This window comes from Streptomyces luteosporeus (assembly GCF_039532865.1).
GTDB classification, from domain to species: Bacteria; Actinomycetota; Actinomycetes; order Streptomycetales; family Streptomycetaceae; genus Streptomyces; species Streptomyces luteosporeus.
This window is the reverse complement of record NZ_BAAASL010000017.1, coordinates 1-23,947: the sequence shown is the minus strand read 5'-3', so window position 1 is coordinate 23,947 and position 23,947 is coordinate 1. Positions and strand designations below refer to the sequence as shown.

Sequence of the window (23,947 nt, the reverse complement as noted above, 5' to 3'; positions counted from 1 at the left end):
CCGCTGGGCGCGGGGCCGCCGCTAGGGGTAGAGCCGGCCCCTGTCCCAGTCGCCCTCCGGCTTGTCCCGGGTGAACACCAGGCGGTCGTGCAGCCGGAAGGGCCTGTCCGTCCAGAACTCCAGATAGACGGGTCTGACACGGTAGCCGGTCCAGTGCGGCGGGCGCGGCACCTCGCCCGCGGCGAAGCGGGCCCTCTCGCGGGCCACGGCCTCCTCCAGCTCGGCGCGGCCGGACAGCGGGCGGGACTGCCGGCTGGCCCAGGCGCCGATGCGGCTGTCGCGGGGGCGCGAGGCGAAGTAGGCATCGGCCTCGGTGTCCGTGACGCGCTCCACGGGCCCGCGGAAGCGTACCTGCCGGCGCAGGGACTTCCAGTGCAGGACGCCGGCCGCCTGCATGTTGGCGGCGAGCTCGGTGCCCTTCTGCGACTGGGTGTTGGTGTAGAAGACGAATCCGTCGGTGTCGTACCCCTTGAGCAGCACCATGCGCACGTCGGGCAGGCCGTCGGGGCCCGCGGTGGCGATGGCCACGGCATTGGGGTCGTTGGGCTCACCGGCCTCGGCGTCGGTGAGCCAGGTGCCGAAGAGCTCGAAGGGGTCGCTGTCGGGTGAAGGCAGTGCTCGGTCGTCGGTGGGCACGGGCCCGCTCCTCGCCGTGGGTTCGAATCGTCCGGACGCCGGTGGCACGGTCGGGCCCTAGCGCCCGACGGGCTGCTTCTCGTGCAGCAGGTGCCGCCACTTGTCGAGGTCGTCGCCCCGGGCGGTGATCAGGTGCGGCGTGCCGGCGGTGTCGATGAGCACTTCCGCGGTCGGCGGGATGTTGAGGAACTCCATGTGCTGGGTGGCGCAGTAGGCGCCGACGTCGAGGATGAGCAGGTGGCCGCCGGCCCCCACGCCCTCGGGCACGGCGTATTCGCCGGGCAGGATGTAGTCGTGGCGCAGGATGCTGCGGCCGCGCAGCATCGCCTCGACGCCCTTGGTGCCGTCGCCCGGCGGGAGCTCCTTCATGTCCGCGTCGAGGAAGACCACGTTGTGGCGGCGGTCGCGCAGCTGGGCGGAGGGCATGAGCATGCGGGAGCCGTCGGTGACGACGAGGCTGCCGACGGAGTGGGTGATGACGTTGCGCTCGACGCTCAGCAGCAGTGCACCGGTGTCGGCGAGGACGTCGCGGGCCGGCTCGAAGAGGAAGGTGACGTGCTCGGGGATGCCCATCCGGTCGGCGGTCTCGCGCAGGGCCGCGAAGTACTGCCGCCAGTCGAAGTGCTTCTCCTCCTCGTCCCATTTCTCGTACACGAACCCGTGCCCGCCGGCGAAGTTGATGGACCGCGCGGTCGGGAAGTGGGTGGTGTAGATGTGGAACAGGTTCTCGATGATGCCGACCATGTCGTCGAGCGAATTGCCGCTGCCGCAGTAGACCTCCAGGCACTCCAGCTCCCGCCCGTGGTCGGCGAGGAGTGCGGAGAGCTCGCCCAGCTGGCTGAACTTCACGCCGGGCTTGCCCGAGTCGAGGCTGTCGATGCGCACGCTGATGGTCGGGGCGCCGGTGCGCAGGGAGTGGGCGACCTCGTCGAGGCTGGAGAGGAAGACGGGGTGGCCGGCGCGGTCCCAGAAGGTGATCTCCTCGTCGGAGACATGGCCCGGCGAGACGATGAACTTCTCGAAGCCGAACCGTCGCAACAGCCGGTATTCACTGGGCAGTTGCAGCAGAATCCCCACGCCGAGCTCCTGGAAGGGCTTCAGGACGTGGGGATTGGAGTTGGGGAAGAACGGTACGTACAGCTCGACGCGCGAGCCGAGCCCGGCGGCCTGAGCAGCCCCTTTGATGCGGGCTATGTTCTTGAGGATCTGTTCCTGGCTGTAAATGAAGACCGGCGTCCCTACCTGATCGGCTATCAGCCGCAGATCGGCCCTGCCGACCCAGGAGCCGGTCAGTCTACAGTCGCTCGCGGTCATGTGCCGCCCTCGCTCTCGTGATTACCGAAGCTCTTGCCGTGTGCCGACGTGCCTTGGTGCGTGGAGAGAAACGGGAGGTGCGAGAAGTGCGTGAAGGAGAAAACGCGGGGGAACGAGAAGTGGAAGGAAAGCATCCACAAGGAAGCCGACGACGGAACCACGGTCACCGAAATGACGTTCGCTCATCGCGTCGGCGTTCGAAGCATACACCGGCACCGTGGCCCGCGCGGCGGCCGGTCTGATTCCGCTTATTCCCCGGAACGGACGGCGGCGGAACGGGCCGCAGTGATGAACTCTTCAATCAGAACGGGGTCCTTGACGCCCCGGCTCGCCTCCACACCACTGGAGACGTCCACGCCCCAGCAGCCGGTGGCCCGCACCGCCGCGCGCACATTGCCGGGGGTCAGGCCGCCCGCCAGCAGCCAGGAGCCCTCGGGCGCGACGAACGCCTCGTCCCCCCAGTCCCACGGCCGGCCCGCCCCCGGGGCCGGGGCGTCCAGCAGCAGGTGGTCCTCCCCCAGCTCACCGCAGCGCAGCGCGGCGCCCCGGAAGGACGTGGCCCGGATCAGCGTCCAGCCCTCGGGCCGCAGCGCCTCGTAGTACTCCGGCCCCTCGTCGCCGTGCAGCTGTACGGAGCGCAGCCCCGCGGCACGGCTCAGCTCGCGCACCTCGGCCACGGACTGCCCGCGGAACACCCCGACCGTCAGCACGTTGCCGGGCACCCGCTCGGCCAGGCGCCGCGCCGTCGCCGCGTCGACCCGTCGGGGGCTCTCGGCGAAGACGAAACCGACCGCGTCGGCCCCCGCCACGACGGCGGTGTCGACGTCCCGCGCGGTGCTCAGCCCGCAGATCTTGATGAACAGCGACGATCCCACGCGCGGCGTTCCTCCCCCTGCGTCCTGCTACGTCCCTCGACGTCCTTCGGTCCCGAGAACGTACCTCATGCCTCACCCCCGGGTGAACAGGTTGCGCACCCGGCGCTGGGCGCGCCCGCCGCGGCCGTAGTCGTCGTCCGCGTCACCGTTCTCGTCGTCCGCCGGACCGCTCAGCACCGTCCAGCTCACGGCCGAGACCGCCGGCTCCAGTGACAGCCTGCTCACGGCCTCCTCCAGCATGCGCTCGTCCCGCCGCTCGGTGCTGAGCTCCGCCGAGACCGTCACCTTCCCCGGCGTCTCGGCATCCTTGCTGTGCACCGACCGCAACAGGAACCCGGGCCGCGCCACGGCCTGCACCACCAGGGTGCGCACATGGGCCTCCTCCGGCTCGGTGCACACCACCTCGAAGAGATAGTCGGTGACGACCTCCGCGCCGCCCCGGCTCCCCCGGTCCAACCCTCGCGCCAGCGGCCGCAACGCCGTATTGGCCGCGATCACCCCGGCCGTACCCAGCCCCGCCAGCACGTACAACCCCGTACCGGCCAGCGCACCGACGGCGGCCGAGCACCACAGCGTGGCCGCGGTGTTCAGCCCCCGCACGTTCAGCCCGTCGCGCATGATGACACCCGCACCGAGAAAACCGATGCCCGAGACGATCTGCGCCGCCACCCGCGAGCCGTCATAACCCGCACTGCTCGTCGCCGTCGAAAACCCGTACGTCGACAGCAGAACGAACAGGGCGGACCCGGCGGCCACCAGAGCATTGGTACGCAACCCCGCCATCCGCGCCCGCCACTGACGCTCCAGCCCGATACACGCACCGAAGCCCAGACCCGCGCCGATATTGGCCGCCATGTGCCACTCGTTGATCACCGCCATGGTCCGCTCTCCTCCTTCTTCGTCTCCTCGTCACGGCGGCACGACGAATTCAACGAAAACGGCAGCCGCACCGGACGGAACGACGGGCAGCAGAAAACGCCCGAAAGAACACCGAGGCAACAGAAAAACCCGCCAGGGGCTTTCAGGAAACAGGAAATCCCGCGCGCAATCCCGCGCGACTCAGTGGGCCGAACGGCTGATGCGAGGACTTCCCTCGGGACTGTGACTCCTCATCCCGACCACCTCCTCGCTCGCGGGGGCACCTTCGGCCACCCAGCATGCCACACGCGATCCGTGAGGTGCAGATGCTCTCCGGGAGCCGTGTTCGGCGACACAGCGGTCGCACGCGTAGACGTGGGCGGCGACTTGATCGCCGTACACGACATCCACGACGAGGGCCTCGCCGGGCGGCACCATCTCCTTGTGCCAGGCACACCACCGCATCACGGTGCCACCACCGCGGTGAGTACGGCGGCCGGGTCGCACAGCTCGCCCGGCCCCTCGGGCGGGGGCAGCAACCAGTAACTACCGGGCGGCGCATCCCGCTCCACGGCGGGCACCCCGAGGTAATCCCCCGGCCCGGCACAGGCGATCCGCCCATCACCCCGCGTGCGGGACGTACCGGGCGGCACGAGCACGTAGTACGACCACCCGTGCACCCCGACAATGACCCCACGCCCCACGCCGCACCGCCGGAACACCTCCCGCACGACACCGGGCTCCTCCCCACCGGCGGCCCGATGCACGAGCCCGGCCGGCAACCGCAACGCTTCGAGGTGCGCACCCATGCGCAGCATGGCGGGCTGACCGTGGGCCCAGTCCTCCCAGGCGTCACGGGGGTGCGTCGCGCGGGAGACGAGCCAGCGGGCGGCGGACGTTGCCCCTGCGGGCTGCAGGCAGTCCCCTGATGGGGGCAGGTTCTTCGACTTCTGTGCGTGTTCGCTGATCACAGGGGGATGATGCTGTTCCGCGACACCTGCCGACCAGGCCGACGAGCGGCCACTCACCGGCCATTCGACGGCCACACCTGCGGAGCGTTCCATGGGGCACCACACCACGCCGGACGGCGGAAACCACCTCTTACGAGCAGCGCGGCTCAAGCGCGGCTGGCGATCAGGGGAAGCCGCCGCGCGAGGAGTTACGGAAGCCGGCAGAGACGTACTCGGCGACGCGGGATTCGAGGTCTCCCCGAGGACATGGCGGCGCTGGGAGTCGGCCAAGCCCGGGTGGCCACGCGGTGATTACGCCACGGCGCTCCACGCCGCTTTCGGCGCATGGCCCGAGGACCTGGGCTTCGCGGCGCCCTCCGGCTGGGTCCGCGCAGAGCGCGGTGCGGAGTCGCCCCGACCGGACCGCCCCACCCTCGCCTCCGTGACGGCTGCCGCCCTCACCACCGGGCCCGTGGAACGACGTCATGTGGACCCCGCGCTGATCGGATACTTCCGCGACCAGCTGGAGGGCCACTACAAGGCCGACATGCTGCTCGGCCCGCACGATCTCATCGGCACGGTGTCGGCCCAGTACGAGCTGATCGACCGGCTGGTCAGGGCTGCGCGGGCAGAGACCCGACGCGAACTGCTCCGAGTCGGAGCCGCGTACGCCGCCCTGATCGGCTGGCTCTACCAGGACGCCGGCGATCTCGGCGCGGCGTCGTTCTGGCGAGGCATCACGCAAGAGCTCGCCATGCGGGTGCAGGACCCCGATCTGATCGGCTACTCGCTCGTCAACCTGGCCCACGTACGAACGGACCTGGGGGACGGCACCGGCGTGGTCGACCTGTGCGAGGCGGTGCTGACGGGCGGACGTGCGCTCTCCCCGAAGGTGCGGGTCATGGCGTTGCAGCAGCAGGCCCACGGGGCGAGCCTGAACGACGACCGCCGGTCCGTCGACACGTTCATCGACGAAGCGGAAGCACTCCTGGGGCGTGTCGACGACGAGGTGCCCTGGGGCAACGCCTGCCGACGAACCCCCTGCTACCTCGAAGTGCAGCGCGCGACGTGCTACGGACGCCTCGGGCTCGGCGCGGAAGCCGATGCGCTCTGGAACCACGTGCTGGCCGAGGTTCCGGCGACAGCCCGCCGCGACCGCGGCGTCTACCTGGCCCGCCAGGCAACCGCCGCGGCAATCGCCCGGGCCCCCGACCGTGCCGTGGACATCGCGCGGGACGCGGCGCGGATCGCCCGGGACACCGGCTCTGCACGGATGCGCCGGGAGCTCGGACTCCTGCGGCGGGCCATGCACCCGTGGCACGATGAGCCGGTCGGCGAGCAACTCGATGCGGTGCTCGCAGCAGCCGCGGGAAGGGGATGACGTGGGCCAGGCATCGGTGACCCCGATGACGGACGAGGAGATCTCCGAGCGACTCGGGTCGCTGCCGGGCTGGCAGCGCCAACAGGACCGGATCACCCGTGCATTCGGCATCCGTTACCACGGCGGGGTGGCACTGATCGTGCACGTCGCGGACATCGAACGCCTCATCGGCCACCATGCCGACATCGACCTGAGGTGGGACCACGTCCGCTTCTCGATCACCACGCACGACGCCGGTCACAAGCTCACCGAGGCCGACTTCGACCTCGCCGAGCGGATCGACGCCATTGCCGCGGCCCACGGCGCGGACCCTGCGCCGCAGGAGCCGGCATGGCCGAAGTGACCTACCAGCACACCGACGGCGCCCAGGCAATCGGGCAGCTCGATGCCTTCCTGCCCGCCTACGAAGAGGTGTACGTCGAGCCCCCGTATTGCGAAGGCCCGCGGGACGTCGCCGAGTTCCTCGAACGCTTCCGGCGCCAGGCCCGGCGGCCGGGCTTCCGCCTCGTACTCGCCCGGGCGGGTGAGGAGGTGGTCGGTTTCACGTTCGGGTACCGGCTGCCGGCCGACACCACCTGGTGGAACGGTCTGCTCGACCCGCTCCCGCAGGACTTCACCCGCGAAACGGGTGACCGCACCTTCGCCGTCATCGAGCTCGCCGTGCGCAAGCCGTGGCGCCGCCGGGGCATCGCAGCCGCGCTGCACGCGCATCTCATCGACGGCGCAGGCGTCGAACGGATCACCCTGACCATGCGACCGGAGCCCGAGGCGGCACCGGCGCAGTGCGCCTACCGGGCGTGGGGGTACGTGAAGGTGGGACGGTCCCAGCCGTGGGACGAGGCCCCGGTGTACGACGCGATGGTGCTCCGGCTCACCTGAGGTGCGGGGCGGGGGCTGCGCCCTTGAGGCCCATCCGCTGCGCGGCTGGAAGGGCGAGCCCCGCACGGGAGCGGTGCCCGGCACCGGGGGCGGGTGACGGAGCGTGCGCTGCGCCGCTGCGCGGCTTGGGGGGCGGAGGGCCGGGCTGCGCCCTGGGGGCCCACCCGCTGCGCGGCTGGAAGGGGGAGCCCCACACGGTGCTGGATCCCCGAGCCGTTTGTCTGGCGGAGTTGGCCCGCCGCTGCGCGGCTTGAGGGGACAGCCCGCACTGACAGCGTTGCCCCTCACCGCAAGGAGACCCAACGCGAGGGTTCCGCTGCCAGGACGGCACCCGAGCCGAGGTCGGGCCTCCTGACAGCGCAGCGAAGCGGAGCGGCCCGGCCACGGCGAAGGGAAACGCTGCCACCCCGCAGCAGCACTCCCGCAGCCGCGCAGCGGCGGACCCCACTCTCCCAGCCAAACGATTCTGCGCACCCCACTTCTGCCGGGCTCGCCCTTCCAGCCGCGCAGCGGGTGGGCTCCAAGGGCGCAGCCCGCCCCTCCGCCCCCCAAGCAAGCGAAGCGGCGCAGCGCACGCTGCCGCCCCAGCGCAGCGAAGCGGAGCAACCCACCCACCGCGAAGGGAAACGCTGCCACCCCGCAGCAGCACTCCCGCAGCCGCGCAGCGGCGGGACCCACTCTGCCAGGCAAACGATTCTGCGCACCCCACCTGTGCGGGGCTCGCCCTTCCAGCCGCGCAGCGGGTGGGCCCCCAGGGCGCAGCCCGCCCCCTCCGCCCCCCAAGCAAGCGAAGCGGCGCAGCGCACACTCCACCACCCCGCGCAGCGAAGCGGAGCGGGGCGCAGCCCCGTCATCCCCCGCGCCTCGCCGTCCCCGTCCGTACCGCTCCCGCGCTTGCCGTCACCACCAGGGCGATTGCCGCGCACTGCACCGCCGACAGTGCCTGGTCCAGGACCAGGAAGCCGGCCAGGGCCGCCACCGCCGGGGCGAGGCTCATCAGGATCGCGAAGGTCGGTGCGGGCAGGCGGCGTAGGGCCAGGAGTTCCAGGGCGTACGGGACGCCCGAGGACAGGACGGCCACCGCCAGGCCCAGCCCCAGCACGCGCGGCTGCAGCAGCGTCGTGCCCGCCGCGGCGGCGCCCAGCGGCAGGCTCACCAGCGCAGCGACCGCCATCGCCAGGGCCAGTCCGTCCAGGCGGGGGAAGCGGGCTCCTGCTCGCGCGTTGAAGACGATGTACGCCGCCCACAGGGCGCCCGCGCCGAGGGCGAACGCGGCGCCTGCCGGGTCGGTGCGGTCGAGGCCGTCGCGGCCGAGGAGGAAGACGCCGGCGAGGGCGAGTGCGGCCCACAGCAGGCCGGCCGCGCGGCGGGCGGTGGCCACCGAGAGGGTCAGGGGGCCGAGGACCTCCAGCGTGACCGCCGGTCCCAGTGGTATGCGGTCGATCGCCTGGTAGAAGAGGATGTTCATGCCGCCGAGCGCCAGCCCGAAGGCGCCGACGACGGCCCAGTCGCCGCGGCTGTGGCCCCGTAGCCGGGGCCGGCACACGGCCAGCAGCAGGGCCGCCGCGAGGCTCACCCGCAGCGCGACCACGCCGAGGGCGCCGGCGCGCGGGAAGAGGAGGGCGGCCGCGGCGGAGCCGAACTGCACCGAGAGCGTGCCGGCCAGCACCAGGGCGATGCCGCCGAGGCTGCCGGGGCCGGGGGTGGTCGTCGTACGGATGCGGACGGGGGTTGCCCCGGCCGCCGCCCGGGACCTCAATTGCGTCATGGTGTCCACGCTACGAAGCGGACCGCTCCGCCGTGAAATGCCGGTTCACCGGCGCTTATGCTTGACAGGCATGAGCATGGAGCTGCGCCATCTACGGGCCTTTCTCGCCATTGCCGACGAGGGCACGATCACGCGTGCCGCCGCCCGGCTGCACACCGGCCAGCCCGCCCTGTCCCGTACGCTGCGCCAGCTGGAGGATCATCTCGGCGTGCGTCTGATCGACCGTTCCACGCATCACCTGGAGCTGACGGCCGCGGGCCGGGCGTTCCGGGAGAAGGCGGCCACGGCGCTGGCGGCGGTCGATGCGGCTCTCGACCCGCGCGCGCTGCCGGTACTGCCGTTGCGCCTGGGGCACCCGTGGGCCGCGTTCGGGGAGCACACGGTTCCGCTCCTGCGCCGCTGGGACGTGGAGCACCCGGACGTACCACTGCTGCTGCGCCGGATCGACGACCGGACGGCCGGGCTCACCCGGGGCGCGGTGGACGTCGCGCTGCTGCGCGGCGAGGTGACGGCGCCGGGGCTGGTGACGGAATTGCTGCTGGAGGAGGAGCGGGTGGCCGTGGTGCCCGCGGGCAGCGAGCCGGCCGGCCGCGAGACCCTCACGCTGGCGGATCTCGCCGCCTGGCCGATCGCGCTGAACACGGTGGCGGGCACCACCACGCTGGACCTGTGGCCGGCCGGGGCGCGTCCCACGCGCACGATCGAGGTCGCCAATACGGACGAGTGGCTGACGGCCATCGCCGCGGGCCGGGCGGTCGGCATCTCGACGGCGGCGACGCCCCGCCTGCACGACCACCCGACGATCGCCTACCGCCCGCTGGTGGACGCCCCCGCGGTGCCGCTGTTCCTGGCCTGGCGCGCCGGCGTCCCGGCCCACCCGGCGATCCCGGCGCTCGTCCGGTTGGTCCGCGAGATGGTGGCGGAACGTCCTTGAGGCGTGCGTGCTCAGGTGGTGCGGATGTACTGGATGCCCTGACCGAGGTCGGCGTTGTCGGACAGAGCCGTCAGGTGAAGGGGCGTCTGGGAGGAGGTCAGGCCGGCGGGGACGAGGCACAGCGGGTCGTTGTAGCCGATGACGACGCTCCGGTCGGTGCGGTTCTTGACGGAGCGGGCGGTCATCAGGCGTTCGGGGGCGTCCGCGGACGGCTTGACGATGCGGGTGCATTCGGCGAGTGCGGACTTGTAGACGGTCTTCTGTCCGTGGAAGCCGGGTTCGGACCAGAAGCAGATGTTGCCGGCCGTGCAGTCGTCGTGGGCGACGGCCTGCCCCCTGTCGTGCTGCCCCCTGTCGTGGGCGACTGCCGGGGCGGCGAGTGCGAGGGCACCTGCCGCCGCGAGGGCGAGGCCGAGGGCGGACGCGGCGATGCGCTGCAGCATGACTGACTCCCTGGAGTGGGTCGGGGCAGGCCCCGGCTGTCTCATTCGTGCGATTAACCGATGAGACCGGTGCCGGTTGCGCTCGCTGCTGAAGATCCCGTCCTGCGGGCGACGGGCCGCACCTCGTTGACACCGTCACCCGGACGCCCCGTCCCCTCCGGCGCCCTGGGTGGGACTTCAGCCGTCCAGGGGGTTCGTCGTGGCGCGGTCGGTGATGCCCGCGGCGATCGCCGATGCCGCCGCGCTGCCCGGTTTGCGGGTGGCCTGGTCCTTGAAGCAGGTGATGAATTCGTCCGGGAGCCCCAGGCGCGGGTAGCGCTCCAGGACGTCGGTGCGCAGGCTCGCGGGGAGGGCGTCGGCGCCGCGGCCCGAGATGTCGAGGGAGGTGGCGTACTCCAGCAGGTGGCCCTCGGGGTCGTCGGCGCGGTCGACGCGGTTCCACATGTGCCGGACGATGACGTCGGAGACGCGCCGGCGCCGGTCCGCGGGCCAGCCGGCGGCGGCCGCGAAGACCCATGCCACGTGGCCGCCGGCCTCCTCGAAGGGCACGGTGTGGCTGTCGAACTCCGGCACCAGGCCGAGGTCGTGGAGGAGGGCGGCGACGTACAGCAGCTCCGCGTCGAAGGCGATGTCGTGGGCGGTGGCGTGGGCCGCGCCCCACAGGTAGGAGCGGATCGAGTGGTTCAGGAGGGCGGGCGAGCAGTACGCGCTCGCCACCTCCAGGGCCGCCGCCGAGGCCCCGGTATCGGGCAGGACAAGATCGTCGGGTCTCATGACACGATTGTCGCCCACCGGCCACGGCCCTGGAGGGGGGGGGCATCACGGTGACAGTGACGTACGAACGGCACGAGGGCCCGGAGGCGGCGCGGCTGCTGGGCGCCTTCCTGTCCGCCTACGAAGAGGTCTACGCCGAACCGCCGTACTGCGAAGGCCCGCAGGACGCCGCAGAGTTCGTCGGGCGCTTCCGGCAGCACGCGCAGCGTCCCGGTTTCCGGCTGGTGCTGGCGCGGGAGGGGGCGGGGGCCGGGGCGGAGGTCGTGGGGTTCGCGTTCGGCTTCCCGTTGCCGGCGGATGCGACGTGGTGGGGGCTGATGCTGGAGCCGTTGCCGCCGGAGTTCACCCGGGAGACGGGGACGCGGACGTTCGCCGTCGTCCAGCTCGCCGTGCGCGGGCCGTGGCGCCGGCGCGGCACGGCGGCCGCGCTGCACGCGGCGCTCCTGGACGGGGCCGGCGTCGAGCGCGCCGCCCTCCACGCGTACCCGGCGGCGGGCCCGGCCCAGGCCGCGTACCGCGGGTGGGGCTACGTCGACGTGGGCCGGTGCCGGTTCGCGGACGGCGGGGAGGAGTTCGACGCCCTGGTCCTCACGCTGCCCCGACGCTCAGGTGCGTGAAGCCGGTGCTGTGCCGGATGCCGCCGGCCAGGGCGCAGTCGGTGGGCAGGCCGTCGGGAAGCGTCTGAATGGTCTTCTGCGCGGTGGAGCCCTTGCCGCGGCCGGCGACCACGACGCCGTGGAGAGTGGCGCGGTTGACGCCCAGCAGGCGGGTGGAGGTGCCGTTCTTGTACTCGATGACCGACTTCGTGCCGTCGCTGTACCGCACGGTCTCCCGTGACTGGTTGGAGGCGAACAGCAGGCACGTGCCCGGCGTGGTGCCCTCGGTGTGGTACGGGGCCGTGGCCTTCCAGCCGGAGTCGTCCGAGCAGTGGTAGAGCCCGTCCACCGACACCGTGGTGGGCTCCGACGACAGGCCCAGGCCGCCGTAGGTGATGTTCTCCTGGCCGGTGCACTCGAAGGACGACGACCCGTGGGCGTGCGCGGCCGGCGCCCCGAGGGCGGTCGCGGCAACCATCGCGAAGGAGCCCAGAACCGTTCCGACACCACGCCTGCTGACCGGCATCGCTTCCCCCATGTCCGTCGTCCCTTGGGCCTTCTGGCTACCCATCGCGCGGCGCATTGCACCGGCTCCCCGGGAGCACTGCCGGGCCACAGCGCCGGATCCCGTACCTCGCGCCCTGTCCGTACGCCCCGGCGCCCCCGCACCGTGAGGCGACGTGAGCCGCGCACGAACACAGGGGGATCCATGGCCATCGATGCGCACGTCCCCGGTCCGCGCGTGGCCGCCGTCGCGGTCGCCGTACCGCCCCACCGGTACCGGCAGCGGGACATCGCGGCGGTGTTCGGGGAGGCGTTCCTGTCCGACGACGACGCCGTGCGGCGCCGGTTCACCGCGATCGCCGCGCGCTGCGGCATCGCGTACCGCAACTTGTCGCTGCCGCTGGACGCCTACCGCCGGCCGCGCACGTTCACGGAGTACAACGAGGTCTGGACCGGCACCGCGGCCCGGGTCGGCCACGAGGCCGTGACCCGCGCCCTGGCGGCGGCCGGTGTGCGGCCGGACGAGGTCGGGGTGCTGGTGAGCACGACCACCACGGGCGTGTCCGTGCCCTCCTACGACGCCGGGCTCGTCCGCGACGCCGGGCTTGCGCCGGACGTCGTGCGCGTGCCCCTGCTGGGGCTGGGCTGCGCGGGCGGGGCGGCCGGCCTGGCCCGGGTGCACGACCACCTGAGCGCCCACCCGGAGCGGGTGGCCGTGCTGGTGTCGGTCGAGCTGTGCTCGCTGAACTTCCAGTCCGCGGACACCTCACCGCCCAACCTCGTGGCCACCGCCCTCTTCGGCGACGCCGCGGCGGCCGTCGTCGTCCTCGGCGCCCGTCATCCGCGCGCGGCGGCGCACGGCCCGGCGCTGCTGGCCGGGCGCAGCCGCCTGCACCCCGGTACCGGGCACCTGATGGGGATGCGCGCGGGGACGCACGGTCTCGCCGTCTTCCTCTCCCCCGAGGTGCCCGAGGTCGCGGAGAAGCACCTGCCCGACGAAATCCACCGCTTCCTCGCCGACCACGGCCTGACCGTGGAGGACGTCGCCGCGTGGGTCGTCCACCCGGGCGGTCCCAAGGTCGTCGACGCCGTGGCCCGCCCCCTGGGCCTGCCGCCCGCCGCGCTCGCCCACACCCGCGCCTGCCTGGCCGAGCACGGCAACGTCTCCTCCGCCTCCGTACTGGACGTCCTGCGCCGTCACACGGCCGCCCCGCCCGCCCCGGGGTCGGCGGGCCTGCTGGTGGCCATGGGCCCGGGCTTCACCACCGAACTGGTGCTGCTGCGCTGGTAGCCGGGTTCCCGGTTCAGGAGCGGCCGAAGCGCCTGACGTATCGCCGCTGCCAGGGCGTCTCGACGGCGTGACGGTCGTAGTGGGCGCGCACGTACGCCACCGCCTCCGCGGCGGGCACGCCGTCCAGGACGGCGATGCAGGCCAGGGCGGTGCCCGTGCGGCCGCGGCCGCCGCCGCAGGCGACCTCCACGCGTTCGGTGGCGGCACGGGACCAGGCGTCGTGGAGGACGGAGCGGGCCCGGCCGGGATCGCTCGGCAGGCGGAAGTCCGGCCAGCGCAGCCAGCAGGACTCCCAGGCGGTCGCGGGTGGTTGCCTGCCGAGCAGGTACACGCCGTAGTGGGGGTGCGGGCCCGGGGGCAGGGGCTGGCGCAGGCCGCGGCCGCGGATCAGGCGGCCGGAGGGCAGGCGCAGCACGCCGGGGCCGGTGGGGTGCCAGGTGCCGGTCGTCACCCGGCGATCCTAGAAGCGGCGGTCCCCCGCGCGGGCCTTGGCGGCCCGGGGCCCCAGGACGCCCACCAGCACGGCCGGTACGGCCAGGAGGGCGCCGAAGACCACGTCCCCCACGCCGAAGGTGCCGAGCAGGACGGAGTCCGCGAGGATGACGGCGGAGGGAGTCAGCAGCAGCCAGCCGGTGGCGAGGGAGCCCACGGGTGGCCGGTACGGCACCACCGCGGCGAAGGCGGCGGCCCCGAGCAGGAGCCAGTAGACGGCGAGCCGCCACAGCAGCGAGCTGCCGGAGTCGGGCAGCAGGCGGGTGGTGCGGCCGCCGACCGCGACGCTGGTCACGGTGCCCTGCCACATGCGCAGGTCGGCGGGGGCGTGGACGTATGCCGCCTCGAAGGTCTCCTGGTCGACGCTCAGCCACGTGGTGTCCTGGCCGTGGCGGATGCGGAGGCGGTGGTCCTTGTGGCACTCCTCGCCGGGGCATCCTCTGATGCCCTTGTCCACGACTTCGCCCCTCACGTGTGCGACACAGTCGCCGCCGGTGTGCGCGCCGGAACACGCGGGCGCCGCGCGGTACGCGACGCGGTCGCGGTACGCCTCCTCCACCCACGAGGTGGCCTGCACGAGGCCGAGGACCGCGGCCGCCAGGACCACCACACGTATGCACACGTTGAGCCACCGGCTCATTCCGGGCCCCTCCCCCTGTACGACGGCCTCAGCCTAGGGTGTTGCAGCGCCCCGTCGACGGCCCGTCCGGGCGGAGCACGGCACTCCGGCTGCGGACACGTCGTGGCTTGTCGCGCAGTTCCCCGCGCCCCTGCGGGGCGCTACCGACGCGCCAAGCTGCGCGCATCGCGGTGGATCGGCATCGTCCCGGTCGTCAAAGGGGCGCCGGAGGCGCCGTGGCGTACGGCGACGATCTCGGCGGCGATGGACAGGGCCGTCTCCTCGGCGGTGCGGGCGCCCAGGTCGAGGCCGATCGGGGAGTGCAGGCGGGCCAGTTCGGCGTCGGTCAGGCCCGCCTCGCGCAGCCGGGCCAGGCGGGCGGCGTGCGTGCGGCGCGAGCCCATTGCGCCGACGTAGGCGATCGGCAGCCGCAGGGCGCGCTCCAGCAGGGGGATGTCGAACTTGGCGTCGTGGGTCAGAACGCACACCACCGTGCGCGCGTCCAGCTCCTGGCGCTCGAGGTAGCGGTGGGGCCAGTCGGCGACCACCTCGTCGGCCTCGGGGAAGCGTGCGCGGGTGGCGAAGACGGGCCGCGCGTCGCACACGGTGACGTGGTGGCCGAGGAACTTGCCGGCGCGCACCAGCGCCGCCGCGAAGTCGATCGCGCCGAAGACGAGCATCCGCGGCGGCGGGACGCGGCATTCCACCAGCAGCCGGACCGTCTCCCCGCAGCGGGCGCCGTCGGCGCCGACCTCGACGAGGCCGTTGCGGCCGGCGTGCAGCAGGGCGCGGGCCTCGCGGGCGGCCGTGGCGTCCAGGGCCGCCCCGCCGCCCAGGCCGCCCTCGTACGTGCCGTCCTGCGTCACGAGCAGGGCCCGGCCGAGCAGGCCGGGCGGGCCGGTCAGGGCGCGGACCAGCGCCACGCTCGCGCCGTCCGCCGCCGCGCGGACGGCCACCGTGGTCACCGGGTCCGCGGGCGCGACGAGCACGTCGAGCTCGCCGCCGCAGGTCAGGCCGACGGCGAAGGCGTCCTCGGCGGAGTAGCCGAATCGTTCCAGCACCGGCCGGCCGCTCGTCAGGGCCTCGCGGCACAGCTCGTACACGGCGCCCTCGACGCAGCCGCCCGAGACCGATCCGGCGGCCGTGCCGTCCGCGGCGACGGCCAGGGCCGCCCCCAGCGGGCGGGGGGCGCTGCCGCGCACGCCCGCGACCGTGGCGACGGCGAAGTCGCGGCCCTGTGCGCTCCAGCGGGCGAGTTCCTCGGCCAGTTCCAGCACGGTGGTCGCACGCTCCTCACTTGACGCCGAGCCACTGCTCGATGGGGTGCAGGGCGAAGTAGCCGGCGAAGACGGCGGTGAGCACCCACATGAAGGCGCCCGGCTCGCGCCACTTGCCCTGCGCGGCCTTGATGACGGTGTACGCGATGACGCCGCCGCCCACGCCCACGGTGATGGAGTAGGTAAACGGCATGAGGACGACGGTGAGGAAGACCGGGACGGCGACGGCTCTGTCGGCCCAGTCGATGTGCCGGGCGTGGGTCGTCATCATGGCGCCGATGACGACGAGGGCCGCGGCGGCGATCTCGCCCGGCACGATGCGGGTGAGCGGGGTGAGGAACAGGCAGGCCGCGAACAGCAGGCCCGTCACGACCGAGGACAGGCCGGTGCGCGCGCCCTCGCCCACGCCGGTGGCGGACTCGACGAAGACGGTCTGCCCGGAGGCACCCGCCACGCCCCCGAGGGCCCCGCCGGCGCCGTCGACCAGCAGGGCCCGGCTCAGTCCGGGCATCCGGCCGCGCTCGTCGGCGAGCCCGGCCTCCGTACCGACGCCGATGATGGTGGCCATCGCGTCGAAGAAGCCGGCCAGGACGAGCGTGAAGACGGTCATGGCGACGGTGACGCCCCCCACGTCGGCCCAGCCGCCGAACTCGACGCGGCCGAGGAGGGAGAAGTCGGGCAGCGAGACGGCGCCGCCGTCGAGCGTGGGGGCGCCGTTCTGCCAGGCGCGCGGGCCGGGGTGGAAGACGGCGTCGACGACGACGGCGAGGACGGTGCCGGCGAGGATGCCGATGAGGATGGCGCCGGGCACCTCGCGTGCCTGCAGCACGAAGATCAGCAGCAGGGTGACGCAGAACAGCAGGACGGGCCAGCCGGCGAGTTCGCCAGCCGGCCCGAGGGTGACCGGGCCGCCGGCCTTGGCGGCGTGCACGAAGCCGGCCTTCACCAGGCCGACGAGGGCGATGAACATGCCGATGCCGATGGTGATCGCGTGCTTGAGTGCGAGCGGGATGGCGTTCATGACCCGCTCGCGCAGCCCGGTGAGGACCAGCAGCATGATCACCACGCCGTAGACCACGCACAGGCCCATGGCCTGCGGCCAGGTCATGTGGGGGGCGACCTGGGTGGAGACGACGCCGGAGACGCCCAGGCCCGCGGCCAGGGCGAGCGGTACCCGGCCGACGAGGCCCATGAGCAGGGTGGACACCGCGGCGGCGAGGGCGGTGGCGGTGATCAGGGCGGTGCGGGCCAGGGTGTGCTGCTCGGCGTCGGGGCCGGAGAGGATCAGGGGGTTGAGCAGCAGGATGTAGCTCATGGCCATGAAGGTCGTCACGCCGCCGCGCACTTCGCGCGCGGGCGTCGATCCCCGTTCGCCGATGCGGAAGTACGTGTCGAGCCGGGACCGTCCGGCGGGCGGGCGCGGGCGGGGGCCCGCCGCTGCGGCCAGGCCGTCCGGTTGCGCGGGTGCATGGGTCATGGTGCCTGCTCCAGGGATGTCCGGGTGGGGGCTGCACGACCCGGCCCGGGGGACGGCCCGAGACGGTGGATGCGGGGGGTGTGCGTTCAGAGGGACGAAGGGGGGTTCAGGTGCCGGTGAGGTGCTCCGGTCGCAGGGGTACGCGGGTCAGGGCCAGGCCCGTGGCCTGCCGGACGGCCGCCACGACGGCGGGCGTGGAGGAGAGCGTGGGGGCCTCCCCCACCCCGCGCAGCCCGTACGGGGCGTGGGCGTCGGCCAGTTCGAGGACGTCGAGGGGGATGGCCGGGGTGTCGAGAATGGTGGGGATGAGGTAGTCGGTGAAGGAGGGGTTGCGGACCTTGGCGGTCACCGGGTCGACGACGATCTCCTCCATGAGGGCCAGGCCCAGGCCCTGGGTGGTGCCGCCCTGGATCTGGCCGGCGACGGACAGCGGGTTCAGGGCCTTGCCGACGTCCTGGGAGCAGGCCAGCTCCACGACCTTGACCAGGCCGAGTTCGGTGTCGACCTCGACGACGGCGCGGTGGGCGGCGAAGGAGTACTGCACGTGCCCGCGACCCTGGCCGGTGCGCAGGTCGAAGGGCTCGGTGGGGCGATGGCGCCACTCGACCTCGGCGTCGACGCCCTCCTCGCCCAGGACGTCGGCCAGGGAGGCGAGGACCTCGCCGGCGTCGGTGACGACCTTGCCGTCCTCCAGCAGCAGTTCGGCGGTGTCCCAGGCCGGGTGGTAGGTGCCCAGCCGGGCCCGGCCGAGGGCGAGGACCTTCGCGCGGACCTCCTCGCAGGCGCGCTTGACGGCGCCGCCGGTCACGTACGTCTGCCGCGAGGCCGAGGTGGAGCCGGCCGAGCCGATGCGGGTGTCGGCGGGGCGCAGGGTGACGCGGGCGACGCCGAGTTCGGTGCGCACGATCTGCGCGTGGACGGTCACCCCGCCCTGGCCGACCTCGGCCATGGCGGTGTGCACGGTGGCCACCGCCTCCCCGCCGGCGATCTCCAGGTGCACGCGGGCGGTGGAGTAGTCGTCGAATCCCTCGGAGAAGCCGACGTTCTTGATGCCGACGGCGTAGCCGACGCCGCGGACGACGCCCTCGCCGTGGGTGGTGTTGGACAGCCCGCCGGGCAGGGCCCGGATGTCGGCGGCGCCGCCGGCGCTCTCCCACTGCCGCTCGGGCGGCAGGGGCATCGCCTTGACGCGGCGCAGGAGTTCGGCGACGGGGGCGGGCGCGTCGACGACCTGGCCGGTGGGCATGACCGAGCCCTGGGACATGGCGTTGCGGCGGCGGAACTCGACCGGGTCCATGCCGAGTTCGGCCGCGAGCCGGTCCATCTGCGCCTCGTAGGCGAAGCACGCCTGGACGGCACCGAAGCCGCGCATGGCGCCGCAGGGCGGGTTGTTGGTGTAGAGGGCGAGGGCCTCGACGTCGACGTGGCCGACCTCGTACGGGCCGACGGCCAGGGAGGCGGCGTTGCCGACGACGGCCGGGGAGGAGGAGGCGTAGGCGCCGCCGTCGAGGACGATGCGGGCGCGGACGAAAAGCAGCCTGCCGTCGCGGGTGGCGCCGTGCTCGTAGTGCAGGCGGGCGGGGTGGCGGTGGACGTGGCCGAAGAAGGACTCGAAGCGGTTGTAGACCATCTTCACGGGCCGGCCGGTGCGCAGGGCGAGCAGGCAGGCGTGGGCCTGCATGGACAGGTCCTCGCGGCCGCCGAAGGCGCCGCCGACGCCGGAGAGGTTCATGCGGACCTTCTCCTCGGGCAGGCCGAGGACGGGCGCGATCTGGCGCAGGTCGGCGTGCAGCCACTGGGTGGCGATGTACAGGTCGACGCCGCCGTCCTCGGCGGGGACGGCCAGGCCCGACTCGGGGCCGAGGAACGCCTGGTCCTGCATGCCGACCTCGTAGTCGCCGGTGACGACGGCGTCCGCGAGCGCCTCGACGGCCGCGACGTCGCCGCGCACGACCGGCTGGCGGTGGACGACGTTGGGGTGCGGCACGTGGCGGGCGTGGGCGTCGGTGCGGCCGGGGTGCAGGACGGGGGCGCCGGGGGCGGTGGCGCTGCGCTCGTCGGTGACGACGGGCAGGGGCTCGTAGTCGACGACGATCTTCGCGGCGGCGCGCCGGGCCGTCTCGGGGTGGTCGGCGGCGACCAGGGCGACGGGCTCGCCGTGGTGGCGCACGACGCCGTCGGCGAGGACGGGGGTGTCCTGGATCTCCAGCCCGTAGCGGGTGGCGGCGGGCAGGTCGGCGTACGTCAGGACGGCGTGGACGCCCGGCGTGGCGAGGGCGGCGGAGACGTCCAGGGAGCGGATGCGGGCGTGGGCGTGGGGGCTGCGCAGGGTCTGGCCCCAGAGCATGTCCTCGTGCCACAGGTCGGAGGCGTAGGCGAACTCGCCGGTGACCTTGAGCGTGCCGTCCGGGCGCAGGGTGGACTCGCCGATGCCGCCCCTGGTGCGGCTGTTCTGGGTGAGGCCGGCGGGGGTGATGTCGCGCATGCTCACGGGGCCTTTCCGGTGCGGGCGGCGGCCAGGCGCACGGCGTCGAGGATCTTCTCGTAGCCGGTGCAGCGGCAGAGGTTGCCGGAGAGGGCCTCGCGGATGTCGGCGTCGGAGGGGTCGGGGTTGCGGGTCAGCAGGTCGTCGGCGGCGACGAGCAGACCGGGGGTGCAGAAGCCGCACTGGACGGCGCCGGCGTCGACGAACGCCTGCTGCACGGGGCCGAGTTCGCCCTCGGCCGCGGCGAGGCCCTCGACGGTGACGACGTCGCGGCCCTCGGCCTGGCCGGCCGCCACCAGGCAGGCGCACACGGGCACGCCGTCCAGGCGGACGGTGCACGAGCCGCACTCGCCCTGTTCGCAGGCGTTCTTCGAGCCGGGCAGGCCGAGCCGTTCGCGCAGCACGTACAGCAGGCTCTCGCCCTCCCAGACGTCGTCGGCCTGCCGCTCGCGGCCGTTGACGGTGAACGTCACGCGCACGGTGCCGCCCTCCCTTCGCCCCGCCGGTAGGCCTCCCAGGCCCAGCCGAGCGTGCGGCGGGCCATGACGGCGACGGCGTGCCGGCGGTACGCGGCGCTGCCGCGCACGTCGTCGATCGGGTTGCAGGCGCCGGCGGCGAGGCCGGCGAACTCGCGCGCCACCGCCTCCGGCACGGCCGCGCCCGACTCCCACAGGCCCTCCTCGGCCAGGGCCGCGGCGAGGAACTCCTCGGCGGCCCGGGCCCGTACGGGCGTGGGCGCCGCGGATCCGATGCCGGTGCGCACCGTGCGGCGGTCCGGGTGCAGGGCGAGGGCGAACGCGCAGACGGCGATGACCATCGCGTTGCGGGTGCCGACCTTGGAGAACTGCTGGGGGCCGGTGGCCCTGCGCACGCGCACGGCCCGCACGAGCTCGTCCGGGGCGAGGGCGTTGCGCTTGACGCCGGTGTAGAACTCCTCGACGGGGATCAGCCGCACCCCCCGCACGGACGCGGCCTCCACCTCGGCGCCCGCGGCGAGCAGCGGCGGGTGGCTGTCGCCGGCCGGGGAGGCGGCGCCGAGGTTGCCGCCGACGCTGCCGCGGTTGCGGATCTGCGGGGAGCCGACGGTGCGGGCGGCCAGGGCGAGGCCGGGCAGCGGGGCGGCGAGCTCGTCGATGATCCGCGTGTAGGGGACGGCGGCGCCCAGGCGTACATACGTCCCCTCGTCCTGCCAGTCGTGGAGGTCGCCGATGCGGCCGAGGTCGAGCAGGTGTGCCGGCCGGCGGTGGTCGAAGTTGATCTCGACCATCACGTCCGTGCCGCCCGCCACCGGCACGGCCGAGGGGTGGGCGGCCTTCGCGGCCAGCGCCTCCTCCCAGCTCGCGGGGCGCAGGAAGTCCATGGGCGGTCTCTTCTCGTGGAGCCGAATGGAGCCGGATGGAGCGGGATGGAAGCCAGGTGCAGCCAGTACAGCGAGGGCCGGGCGGGCCGGTGCAGTCACCGAAACCATGAAGCGGTTGGCTGGTCGGGCGCAGTGTCTTGTAGATTCGAACGAAAGACGGGGTTCGGAAACCTCACTGCATTCCACTGGCAACAAGAAGACAGATCGGCGGCGACGACGATGCGGCTGCGCGCACTCCTGGAGACCGAGGCGCTGGGCCTGCGACTGCTGGGCGGCGAGGAGGAGCTCGACCGTACGGTGCGCGGCGTGATGACCACCGACCTGCGCGACCCCAGCCGGTACCTCTCCGGCGGGGAACTGGTCCTCACGGGCCTGGCCTGGCGGCGCGAGCCCGCGGACTCGGAGCGCTTCGTGCGCATCCTGACCGCCGCCGGGGTGGCCGGGCTCGCCGCGGGCGAGGCGGAGATCGCCTCCACCCCCGACGACCTGATCGAGGCCTGCGGCCGCCACCGGCTGCCGCTGTTCTCCGTCGACGAGACCGTGTCCTTCGCCTCCATCACCGAGCACGTCGTGCGGCAGGTCTCCAGCGAGCGGGCCGGGGACCTCGCCGCCGTCGTCGACCGGCACCGCCGGCTGATGACCGGCGGCCCCGCGGGCGGCGGGCCCGAGGTCGTCCTGGACCTGCTCGGCTCCGACCTGGACCTGCGCGCCTGGGTGCTCTCCCCCACCGGGCGCCGCATCGCCGGCTCCTCCCTCGCCGACGCCGGCCCCGGCCTGCCGGCGACCGCCGGGGCCGCCCTGGCGGGCGAGCACCTGGCCGCCGCGCGCGGCGGCCGGCCCGGCCCGCACCGGGTGACGGTGGGCGGCACCACCTACTCCCTCTTCCCCATCGCCGGCGACACCCGCCCCGCACCCGCCGACACCCGCGAGACCCTGCTGTCCGACTGGCTGCTGGCCGTCGAGGCCGACGCCGGCGACTGGCCCGAGGAGCGCCTCGACCTGCTGCAGGGCGTCACCCAGCTCATCGCCGTCGAGCGCGAGCGGCGCGACGCCGCCCGCACCGTGCGCCGCCGCCTGGCCCAGGAGGTCCTGGAGCTCGTCCAGGCCGGCGCCGCGCCCGCCGAGATCGCCGCCCGCCTGCGGGTGGCGGCACCCGTGCTGCTGCCGGGCCTGGGCACGGCCCCGCACTGGCAGGTCGTCGTCGCCCGCGTGGAGTGGGAGGGCGCGGACATCCCCGGCGGCCCGGTGGCCCAGGCCCTGCTGGAGGAGGTCCTGGTCGACCCCGGCGCCACCGGGCCCGAGCCGTCCGACCGCATCGCCGTCGCCCACACGGGTGATGAGGCGGTGGCCCTGGTCCCGCTGCCCGCCGTCACCCCCGCGGCGGCCGACGGCACCCCCGCCACCGGCCTCGACGCCTCCGCCGGCCTGCACGCCGACGCGCTGCTCGCCGCCGTGCGCGACCCGCTCGCCCGCGGCCTGGACGGCGACGGCCGCCTGACCTTCGGCGTCAGCGCCGCCGTGCACTCCGCCGAGGGCCTGCGCGGCGCCCTGGAGGAGGCCCGGCACGCCCGCCGCGTCGCCGCCGCCCGGCCCGGCCGGGTGTGCGCCGCCGGCCACCAGGAGCTGGCCTCCCACGTGCTGTTGCTGCCGTTCGTCCCCGACGACGTGCGCCGCGCCTTCACCGCCCGGCTGCTGGACCCGCTGCGCGACTACGACCGGCGCCACCGGGCGGAGCTCATCCCCACGCTGGAGGCGTTCCTGGACTGCGACGGCTCCTGGACCCGCTGCGCGACCCGGCTGCACCTGCACGTCAACACGCTGCGGTACCGGGTGGGGCGCATCGAACAGCTGACGGGCCGCGACCTGTCCCGCCTGGAGGACAAGCTCGACTTCTTCCTCGCCCTGCGCATGAGCTGACCGCCCGCGCCGGTAGGGTGCGCGCTGAACGCCGGGCTTTGTGAATTCCTTCACACCGGACCCTTGGCCGCGCCCGGGTCCGCGTGCTGAGATCGGAGCAGGCTTCCGGCTCGACGGCGCGCTTTGGGGAGGGCACTGTGGCGGAAACCGCCATGCGGAACGCGGGGTTGTCGAAGCAACGAAGGCCATCGGGCAGGGCATCCGGGCCGGCACCCGGCCCCCGGGCGGACGAACCGCTCGACCGGGCCGTATGGCGGCTGCGCTCCCGCGCCTGCTGGCACGACGCCGCCGAACTCCTCGCCCCCGCCGCCACCACCGACCCGGCCGCCGCCCTGCACCGCACGGCCGTCCTCGTCGAACAGTGCCTCTACACCGCCGACGGCTGGGAACCCGCCGAGGACGCCCTGCGCGCCGCCGAGGCCCTCGCCGCCGGCGACGAGGAACGCGGCGCCGCCGCCTGCGAACGCGGCCACCTCGCCTATGCGGCGACCCTGCTCGGCGTGCGCGACCGGGCCGACGAGGCCCGCTCCGCCCTCGGCCGGGCCGCCGCCCTCCTGCCCCCGGGCTCGCCCACCCGGCCCCTGCTGGACTTCCGGCGCGGCCTGATCGCCCAGCACCTGTCCGACAACCCCTCCGACGCCACCGCCGCCTTCGAGCGCGCCCACGCGGGCGCCGCCGCCCACGGCCACCGGCTGCTGCTCTCCGCCACCTGGCGGCACCTGGCGGCCATGGCCGAGCACGACGGACGCCAGGAACAGGCCCGGCACGGGTTCGCGGAGTCGCTGCGGATCAGGGAGGAGCTGGGGTACCTGGTGGGGATCGCGCCCGCGCTCGCGTCGCTGGCGGCGGTCACGGAGGAGGAGGCGGAGGCGGGGCGCCTGCGCGAGGAGGCGCGGCGGCTGGTCCGCGTCCTGGGCGGCGTGCCGACGTGGCTGGCGGAGCAGCTGAGTGCGTCGGGTGCGCCTGCGGCGGGCTGAGCCCCGGTCCCGCCCTTTCTCCCCCAGCTACCGTTGGGAGGTGCCCCCAGTTTCCCGGGGGCAAGCCCCCGGCCCCCCGGACCGGGCTGCGCCCGGTGTCCTCAAACGCCGGACGGGCTGACTTGTCAGCCCGTCCGCCG

Annotated in this window: 24 protein-coding genes; 8 read left to right on the top strand and 16 right to left on the bottom strand. The window is 73.9% G+C overall.

The window, feature by feature from the left end:
• Positions 1-21 precede the first annotated feature (21 nt).
• From pdxH to ABD361_RS21615, 5 genes are all read right to left on the bottom strand, one after another.
• A complete protein-coding gene (gene pdxH / locus ABD361_RS21635; protein WP_344437114.1) occupies positions 22-636 on the bottom strand; it encodes a pyridoxamine 5'-phosphate oxidase in 615 nt (204 codons plus the stop codon).
• A gap of 57 nt (positions 637-693) precedes the next feature.
• Positions 694-1,950: a hypothetical protein gene (locus ABD361_RS21630; protein ID WP_344437112.1), complete on the bottom strand. Its 1,257-nt coding sequence runs from the start codon at positions 1,948-1,950 to the stop codon at positions 694-696.
• Positions 1,951-2,198: 248 nt separating this feature from the next.
• The gene (locus tag ABD361_RS21625) at positions 2,199-2,825 is read right to left on the bottom strand and encodes a phosphoribosylanthranilate isomerase (protein WP_344437111.1); all 627 of its coding nucleotides are present in this window, start codon (positions 2,823-2,825) and stop codon (positions 2,199-2,201) included.
• A 72-nt stretch (positions 2,826-2,897) separates the two neighbouring features.
• On the bottom strand, positions 2,898-3,704 hold the full coding sequence (locus ABD361_RS21620) for an MgtC/SapB family protein (RefSeq protein ID WP_344437110.1): 807 nt from the start codon (positions 3,702-3,704) through the stop codon (positions 2,898-2,900).
• A gap of 443 nt (positions 3,705-4,147) precedes the next feature.
• Positions 4,148-4,654 carry a hypothetical protein gene (locus tag ABD361_RS21615; protein ID WP_344437109.1) on the bottom strand — a complete coding sequence of 169 codons (507 nt, stop codon included), beginning with the start codon at positions 4,652-4,654 and terminating at the stop codon, positions 4,148-4,150.
• 91 nt (positions 4,655-4,745) lie between these two features.
• On the opposite strand from ABD361_RS21615, the gene ABD361_RS21610 reads away from it, so the two are divergent.
• From ABD361_RS21610 to ABD361_RS21600, 3 genes are read left to right on the top strand one after another with little or no spacing between them, the layout of a single operon-like run.
• Positions 4,746-6,014 carry an NsdA family TPR-like regulatory protein gene (locus tag ABD361_RS21610; RefSeq protein WP_486387912.1) on the top strand — a complete coding sequence of 423 codons (1,269 nt, stop codon included), beginning with the start codon at positions 4,746-4,748 and terminating at the stop codon, positions 6,012-6,014.
• A gap of 25 nt (positions 6,015-6,039) precedes the next feature.
• Entirely contained in the window at positions 6,040-6,357 is a 318-nt protein-coding gene (locus ABD361_RS21605; RefSeq protein ID WP_344437228.1) for a 4a-hydroxytetrahydrobiopterin dehydratase, read from the top strand.
• Complete coding sequence (locus ABD361_RS21600) at positions 6,345-6,893, top strand: GNAT family N-acetyltransferase (RefSeq protein WP_344437107.1); 549 nt, start codon at positions 6,345-6,347, stop codon at positions 6,891-6,893. The genes ABD361_RS21605 and ABD361_RS21600 overlap by 13 nt, the downstream gene beginning before the upstream one ends.
• Positions 6,894-7,743: 850 nt before the next feature.
• On the opposite strand, the gene ABD361_RS21595 is transcribed toward ABD361_RS21600, so the two are convergent.
• Positions 7,744-8,661: an EamA family transporter gene (locus ABD361_RS21595; protein WP_344437106.1), complete on the bottom strand. Its 918-nt coding sequence runs from the start codon at positions 8,659-8,661 to the stop codon at positions 7,744-7,746.
• Positions 8,662-8,731: 70 nt separating this feature from the next.
• On the opposite strand from ABD361_RS21595, the gene ABD361_RS21590 reads away from it, so the two are divergent.
• Entirely contained in the window at positions 8,732-9,595 is an 864-nt protein-coding gene (locus ABD361_RS21590; protein ID WP_344437104.1) for a LysR family transcriptional regulator, read from the top strand.
• Between the two features lie 11 nt (positions 9,596-9,606).
• On the opposite strand, the gene ABD361_RS21585 is transcribed toward ABD361_RS21590, so the two are convergent.
• Positions 9,607-10,038, bottom strand: coding sequence for a peptidase inhibitor family I36 protein (locus ABD361_RS21585; protein ID WP_344437103.1), 432 nt, complete (start codon positions 10,036-10,038; stop codon positions 9,607-9,609).
• Positions 10,039-10,215: 177 nt separating this feature from the next.
• Positions 10,216-10,812, bottom strand: a complete 597-nt coding sequence (locus ABD361_RS21580) for an HD domain-containing protein (RefSeq protein ID WP_344437102.1) — start codon at positions 10,810-10,812, stop codon at positions 10,216-10,218.
• 50 nt (positions 10,813-10,862) lie between these two features.
• Here ABD361_RS21580 and ABD361_RS21575 point away from each other — a divergent pair, with 50 nt between their 5' ends.
• On the top strand, positions 10,863-11,429 hold the full coding sequence (locus ABD361_RS21575; protein WP_344437101.1) for a GNAT family N-acetyltransferase: 567 nt from the start codon (positions 10,863-10,865) through the stop codon (positions 11,427-11,429).
• On the opposite strand, the gene ABD361_RS21570 is transcribed toward ABD361_RS21575, so the two are convergent.
• Positions 11,401-11,886, bottom strand: coding sequence for a hypothetical protein (locus ABD361_RS21570; protein WP_344437100.1), 486 nt, complete (start codon positions 11,884-11,886; stop codon positions 11,401-11,403). The genes ABD361_RS21575 and ABD361_RS21570 overlap by 29 nt on opposite strands.
• A 231-nt stretch (positions 11,887-12,117) precedes the next feature.
• Here ABD361_RS21570 and ABD361_RS21565 point away from each other — a divergent pair, with 231 nt between their 5' ends.
• On the top strand, positions 12,118-13,203 hold the full coding sequence (locus tag ABD361_RS21565) for a type III polyketide synthase (protein WP_344437099.1): 1,086 nt from the start codon (positions 12,118-12,120) through the stop codon (positions 13,201-13,203).
• Positions 13,204-13,216: 13 nt separating this feature from the next.
• Here ABD361_RS21565 and ABD361_RS21560 read toward each other — a convergent pair whose 3' ends face one another.
• The 7 genes from ABD361_RS21560 to ABD361_RS21530 form a co-directional block, all read right to left on the bottom strand.
• Positions 13,217-13,654 (bottom strand): protein-tyrosine phosphatase family protein, encoded by a 438-nt coding sequence (locus ABD361_RS21560; RefSeq protein WP_344437098.1) that lies wholly within the window; start codon positions 13,652-13,654, stop codon positions 13,217-13,219.
• A gap of 9 nt (positions 13,655-13,663) precedes the next feature.
• Entirely contained in the window at positions 13,664-14,335 is a 672-nt protein-coding gene (locus ABD361_RS21555) for a hypothetical protein (protein ID WP_344437097.1), read from the bottom strand.
• Between the two features lie 140 nt (positions 14,336-14,475).
• A complete protein-coding gene (locus tag ABD361_RS21550) occupies positions 14,476-15,591 on the bottom strand; it encodes an XdhC family protein (RefSeq protein ID WP_344437096.1) in 1,116 nt (371 codons plus the stop codon).
• A gap of 16 nt (positions 15,592-15,607) precedes the next feature.
• Positions 15,608-17,068 carry an NCS2 family permease gene (locus ABD361_RS21545; protein WP_344437095.1) on the bottom strand — a complete coding sequence of 487 codons (1,461 nt, stop codon included), beginning with the start codon at positions 17,066-17,068 and terminating at the stop codon, positions 15,608-15,610.
• 106 nt (positions 17,069-17,174) lie between these two features.
• The gene (gene pucD / locus ABD361_RS21540) at positions 17,175-19,553 is read right to left on the bottom strand and encodes a xanthine dehydrogenase subunit D (RefSeq protein WP_344437227.1); all 2,379 of its coding nucleotides are present in this window, start codon (positions 19,551-19,553) and stop codon (positions 17,175-17,177) included.
• Between the two features lie 2 nt (positions 19,554-19,555).
• A complete protein-coding gene (locus tag ABD361_RS21535) occupies positions 19,556-20,032 on the bottom strand; it encodes a (2Fe-2S)-binding protein (RefSeq protein ID WP_344437094.1) in 477 nt (158 codons plus the stop codon).
• A complete protein-coding gene (locus ABD361_RS21530; protein ID WP_344437093.1) occupies positions 20,023-20,913 on the bottom strand; it encodes an FAD binding domain-containing protein in 891 nt (296 codons plus the stop codon). The genes ABD361_RS21535 and ABD361_RS21530 overlap by 10 nt, the downstream gene beginning before the upstream one ends.
• A gap of 219 nt (positions 20,914-21,132) precedes the next feature.
• Here ABD361_RS21530 and ABD361_RS21525 point away from each other — a divergent pair, with 219 nt between their 5' ends.
• Both ABD361_RS21525 and ABD361_RS21520 read left to right on the top strand, forming a co-directional pair.
• Positions 21,133-22,830 (top strand): PucR family transcriptional regulator, encoded by a 1,698-nt coding sequence (locus ABD361_RS21525; RefSeq protein WP_344437092.1) that lies wholly within the window; start codon positions 21,133-21,135, stop codon positions 22,828-22,830.
• 152 nt (positions 22,831-22,982) lie between these two features.
• Positions 22,983-23,807: a hypothetical protein gene (locus tag ABD361_RS21520; protein ID WP_425583289.1), complete on the top strand. Its 825-nt coding sequence runs from the start codon at positions 22,983-22,985 to the stop codon at positions 23,805-23,807.
• Positions 23,808-23,947: the final 140 nt, after the last annotated feature.

Coding starts and splice junctions, on each gene's coding strand:
- ABD361_RS21525 (WP_344437092.1), top strand. CDS start 21,133: ATGCGGCTGCGCGCACTCCTGGAGACCGAGGCGCTGGGCCTGCGACTG.
- ABD361_RS21565 (WP_344437099.1), top strand. CDS start 12,118: ATGGCCATCGATGCGCACGTCCCCGGTCCGCGCGTGGCCGCCGTCGCG.
- ABD361_RS21595 (WP_344437106.1), bottom strand. CDS start 8,661: ATGACGCAATTGAGGTCCCGGGCGGCGGCCGGGGCAACCCCCGTCCGC.
- ABD361_RS21585 (WP_344437103.1), bottom strand. CDS start 10,038: ATGCTGCAGCGCATCGCCGCGTCCGCCCTCGGCCTCGCCCTCGCGGCG.
- ABD361_RS21610 (WP_486387912.1), top strand. CDS start 4,746: ATGGGGCACCACACCACGCCGGACGGCGGAAACCACCTCTTACGAGCA.
- ABD361_RS21530 (WP_344437093.1), bottom strand. CDS start 20,913: ATGGACTTCCTGCGCCCCGCGAGCTGGGAGGAGGCGCTGGCCGCGAAG.
- ABD361_RS21555 (WP_344437097.1), bottom strand. CDS start 14,335: ATGAGCCGGTGGCTCAACGTGTGCATACGTGTGGTGGTCCTGGCGGCC.
- ABD361_RS21605 (WP_344437228.1), top strand. CDS start 6,040: ATGACGGACGAGGAGATCTCCGAGCGACTCGGGTCGCTGCCGGGCTGG.
- ABD361_RS21570 (WP_344437100.1), bottom strand. CDS start 11,886: ATGGTTGCCGCGACCGCCCTCGGGGCGCCGGCCGCGCACGCCCACGGG.
- ABD361_RS21630 (WP_344437112.1), bottom strand. CDS start 1,950: ATGACCGCGAGCGACTGTAGACTGACCGGCTCCTGGGTCGGCAGGGCC.
- pucD (WP_344437227.1), bottom strand. CDS start 19,553: ATGCGCGACATCACCCCCGCCGGCCTCACCCAGAACAGCCGCACCAGG.
- ABD361_RS21590 (WP_344437104.1), top strand. CDS start 8,732: ATGAGCATGGAGCTGCGCCATCTACGGGCCTTTCTCGCCATTGCCGAC.
- ABD361_RS21520 (WP_425583289.1), top strand. CDS start 22,983: ATGCGGAACGCGGGGTTGTCGAAGCAACGAAGGCCATCGGGCAGGGCA.
- ABD361_RS21580 (WP_344437102.1), bottom strand. CDS start 10,812: ATGAGACCCGACGATCTTGTCCTGCCCGATACCGGGGCCTCGGCGGCG.
- ABD361_RS21545 (WP_344437095.1), bottom strand. CDS start 17,068: ATGACCCATGCACCCGCGCAACCGGACGGCCTGGCCGCAGCGGCGGGC.
- ABD361_RS21600 (WP_344437107.1), top strand. CDS start 6,345: ATGGCCGAAGTGACCTACCAGCACACCGACGGCGCCCAGGCAATCGGG.
- ABD361_RS21620 (WP_344437110.1), bottom strand. CDS start 3,704: ATGGCGGTGATCAACGAGTGGCACATGGCGGCCAATATCGGCGCGGGT.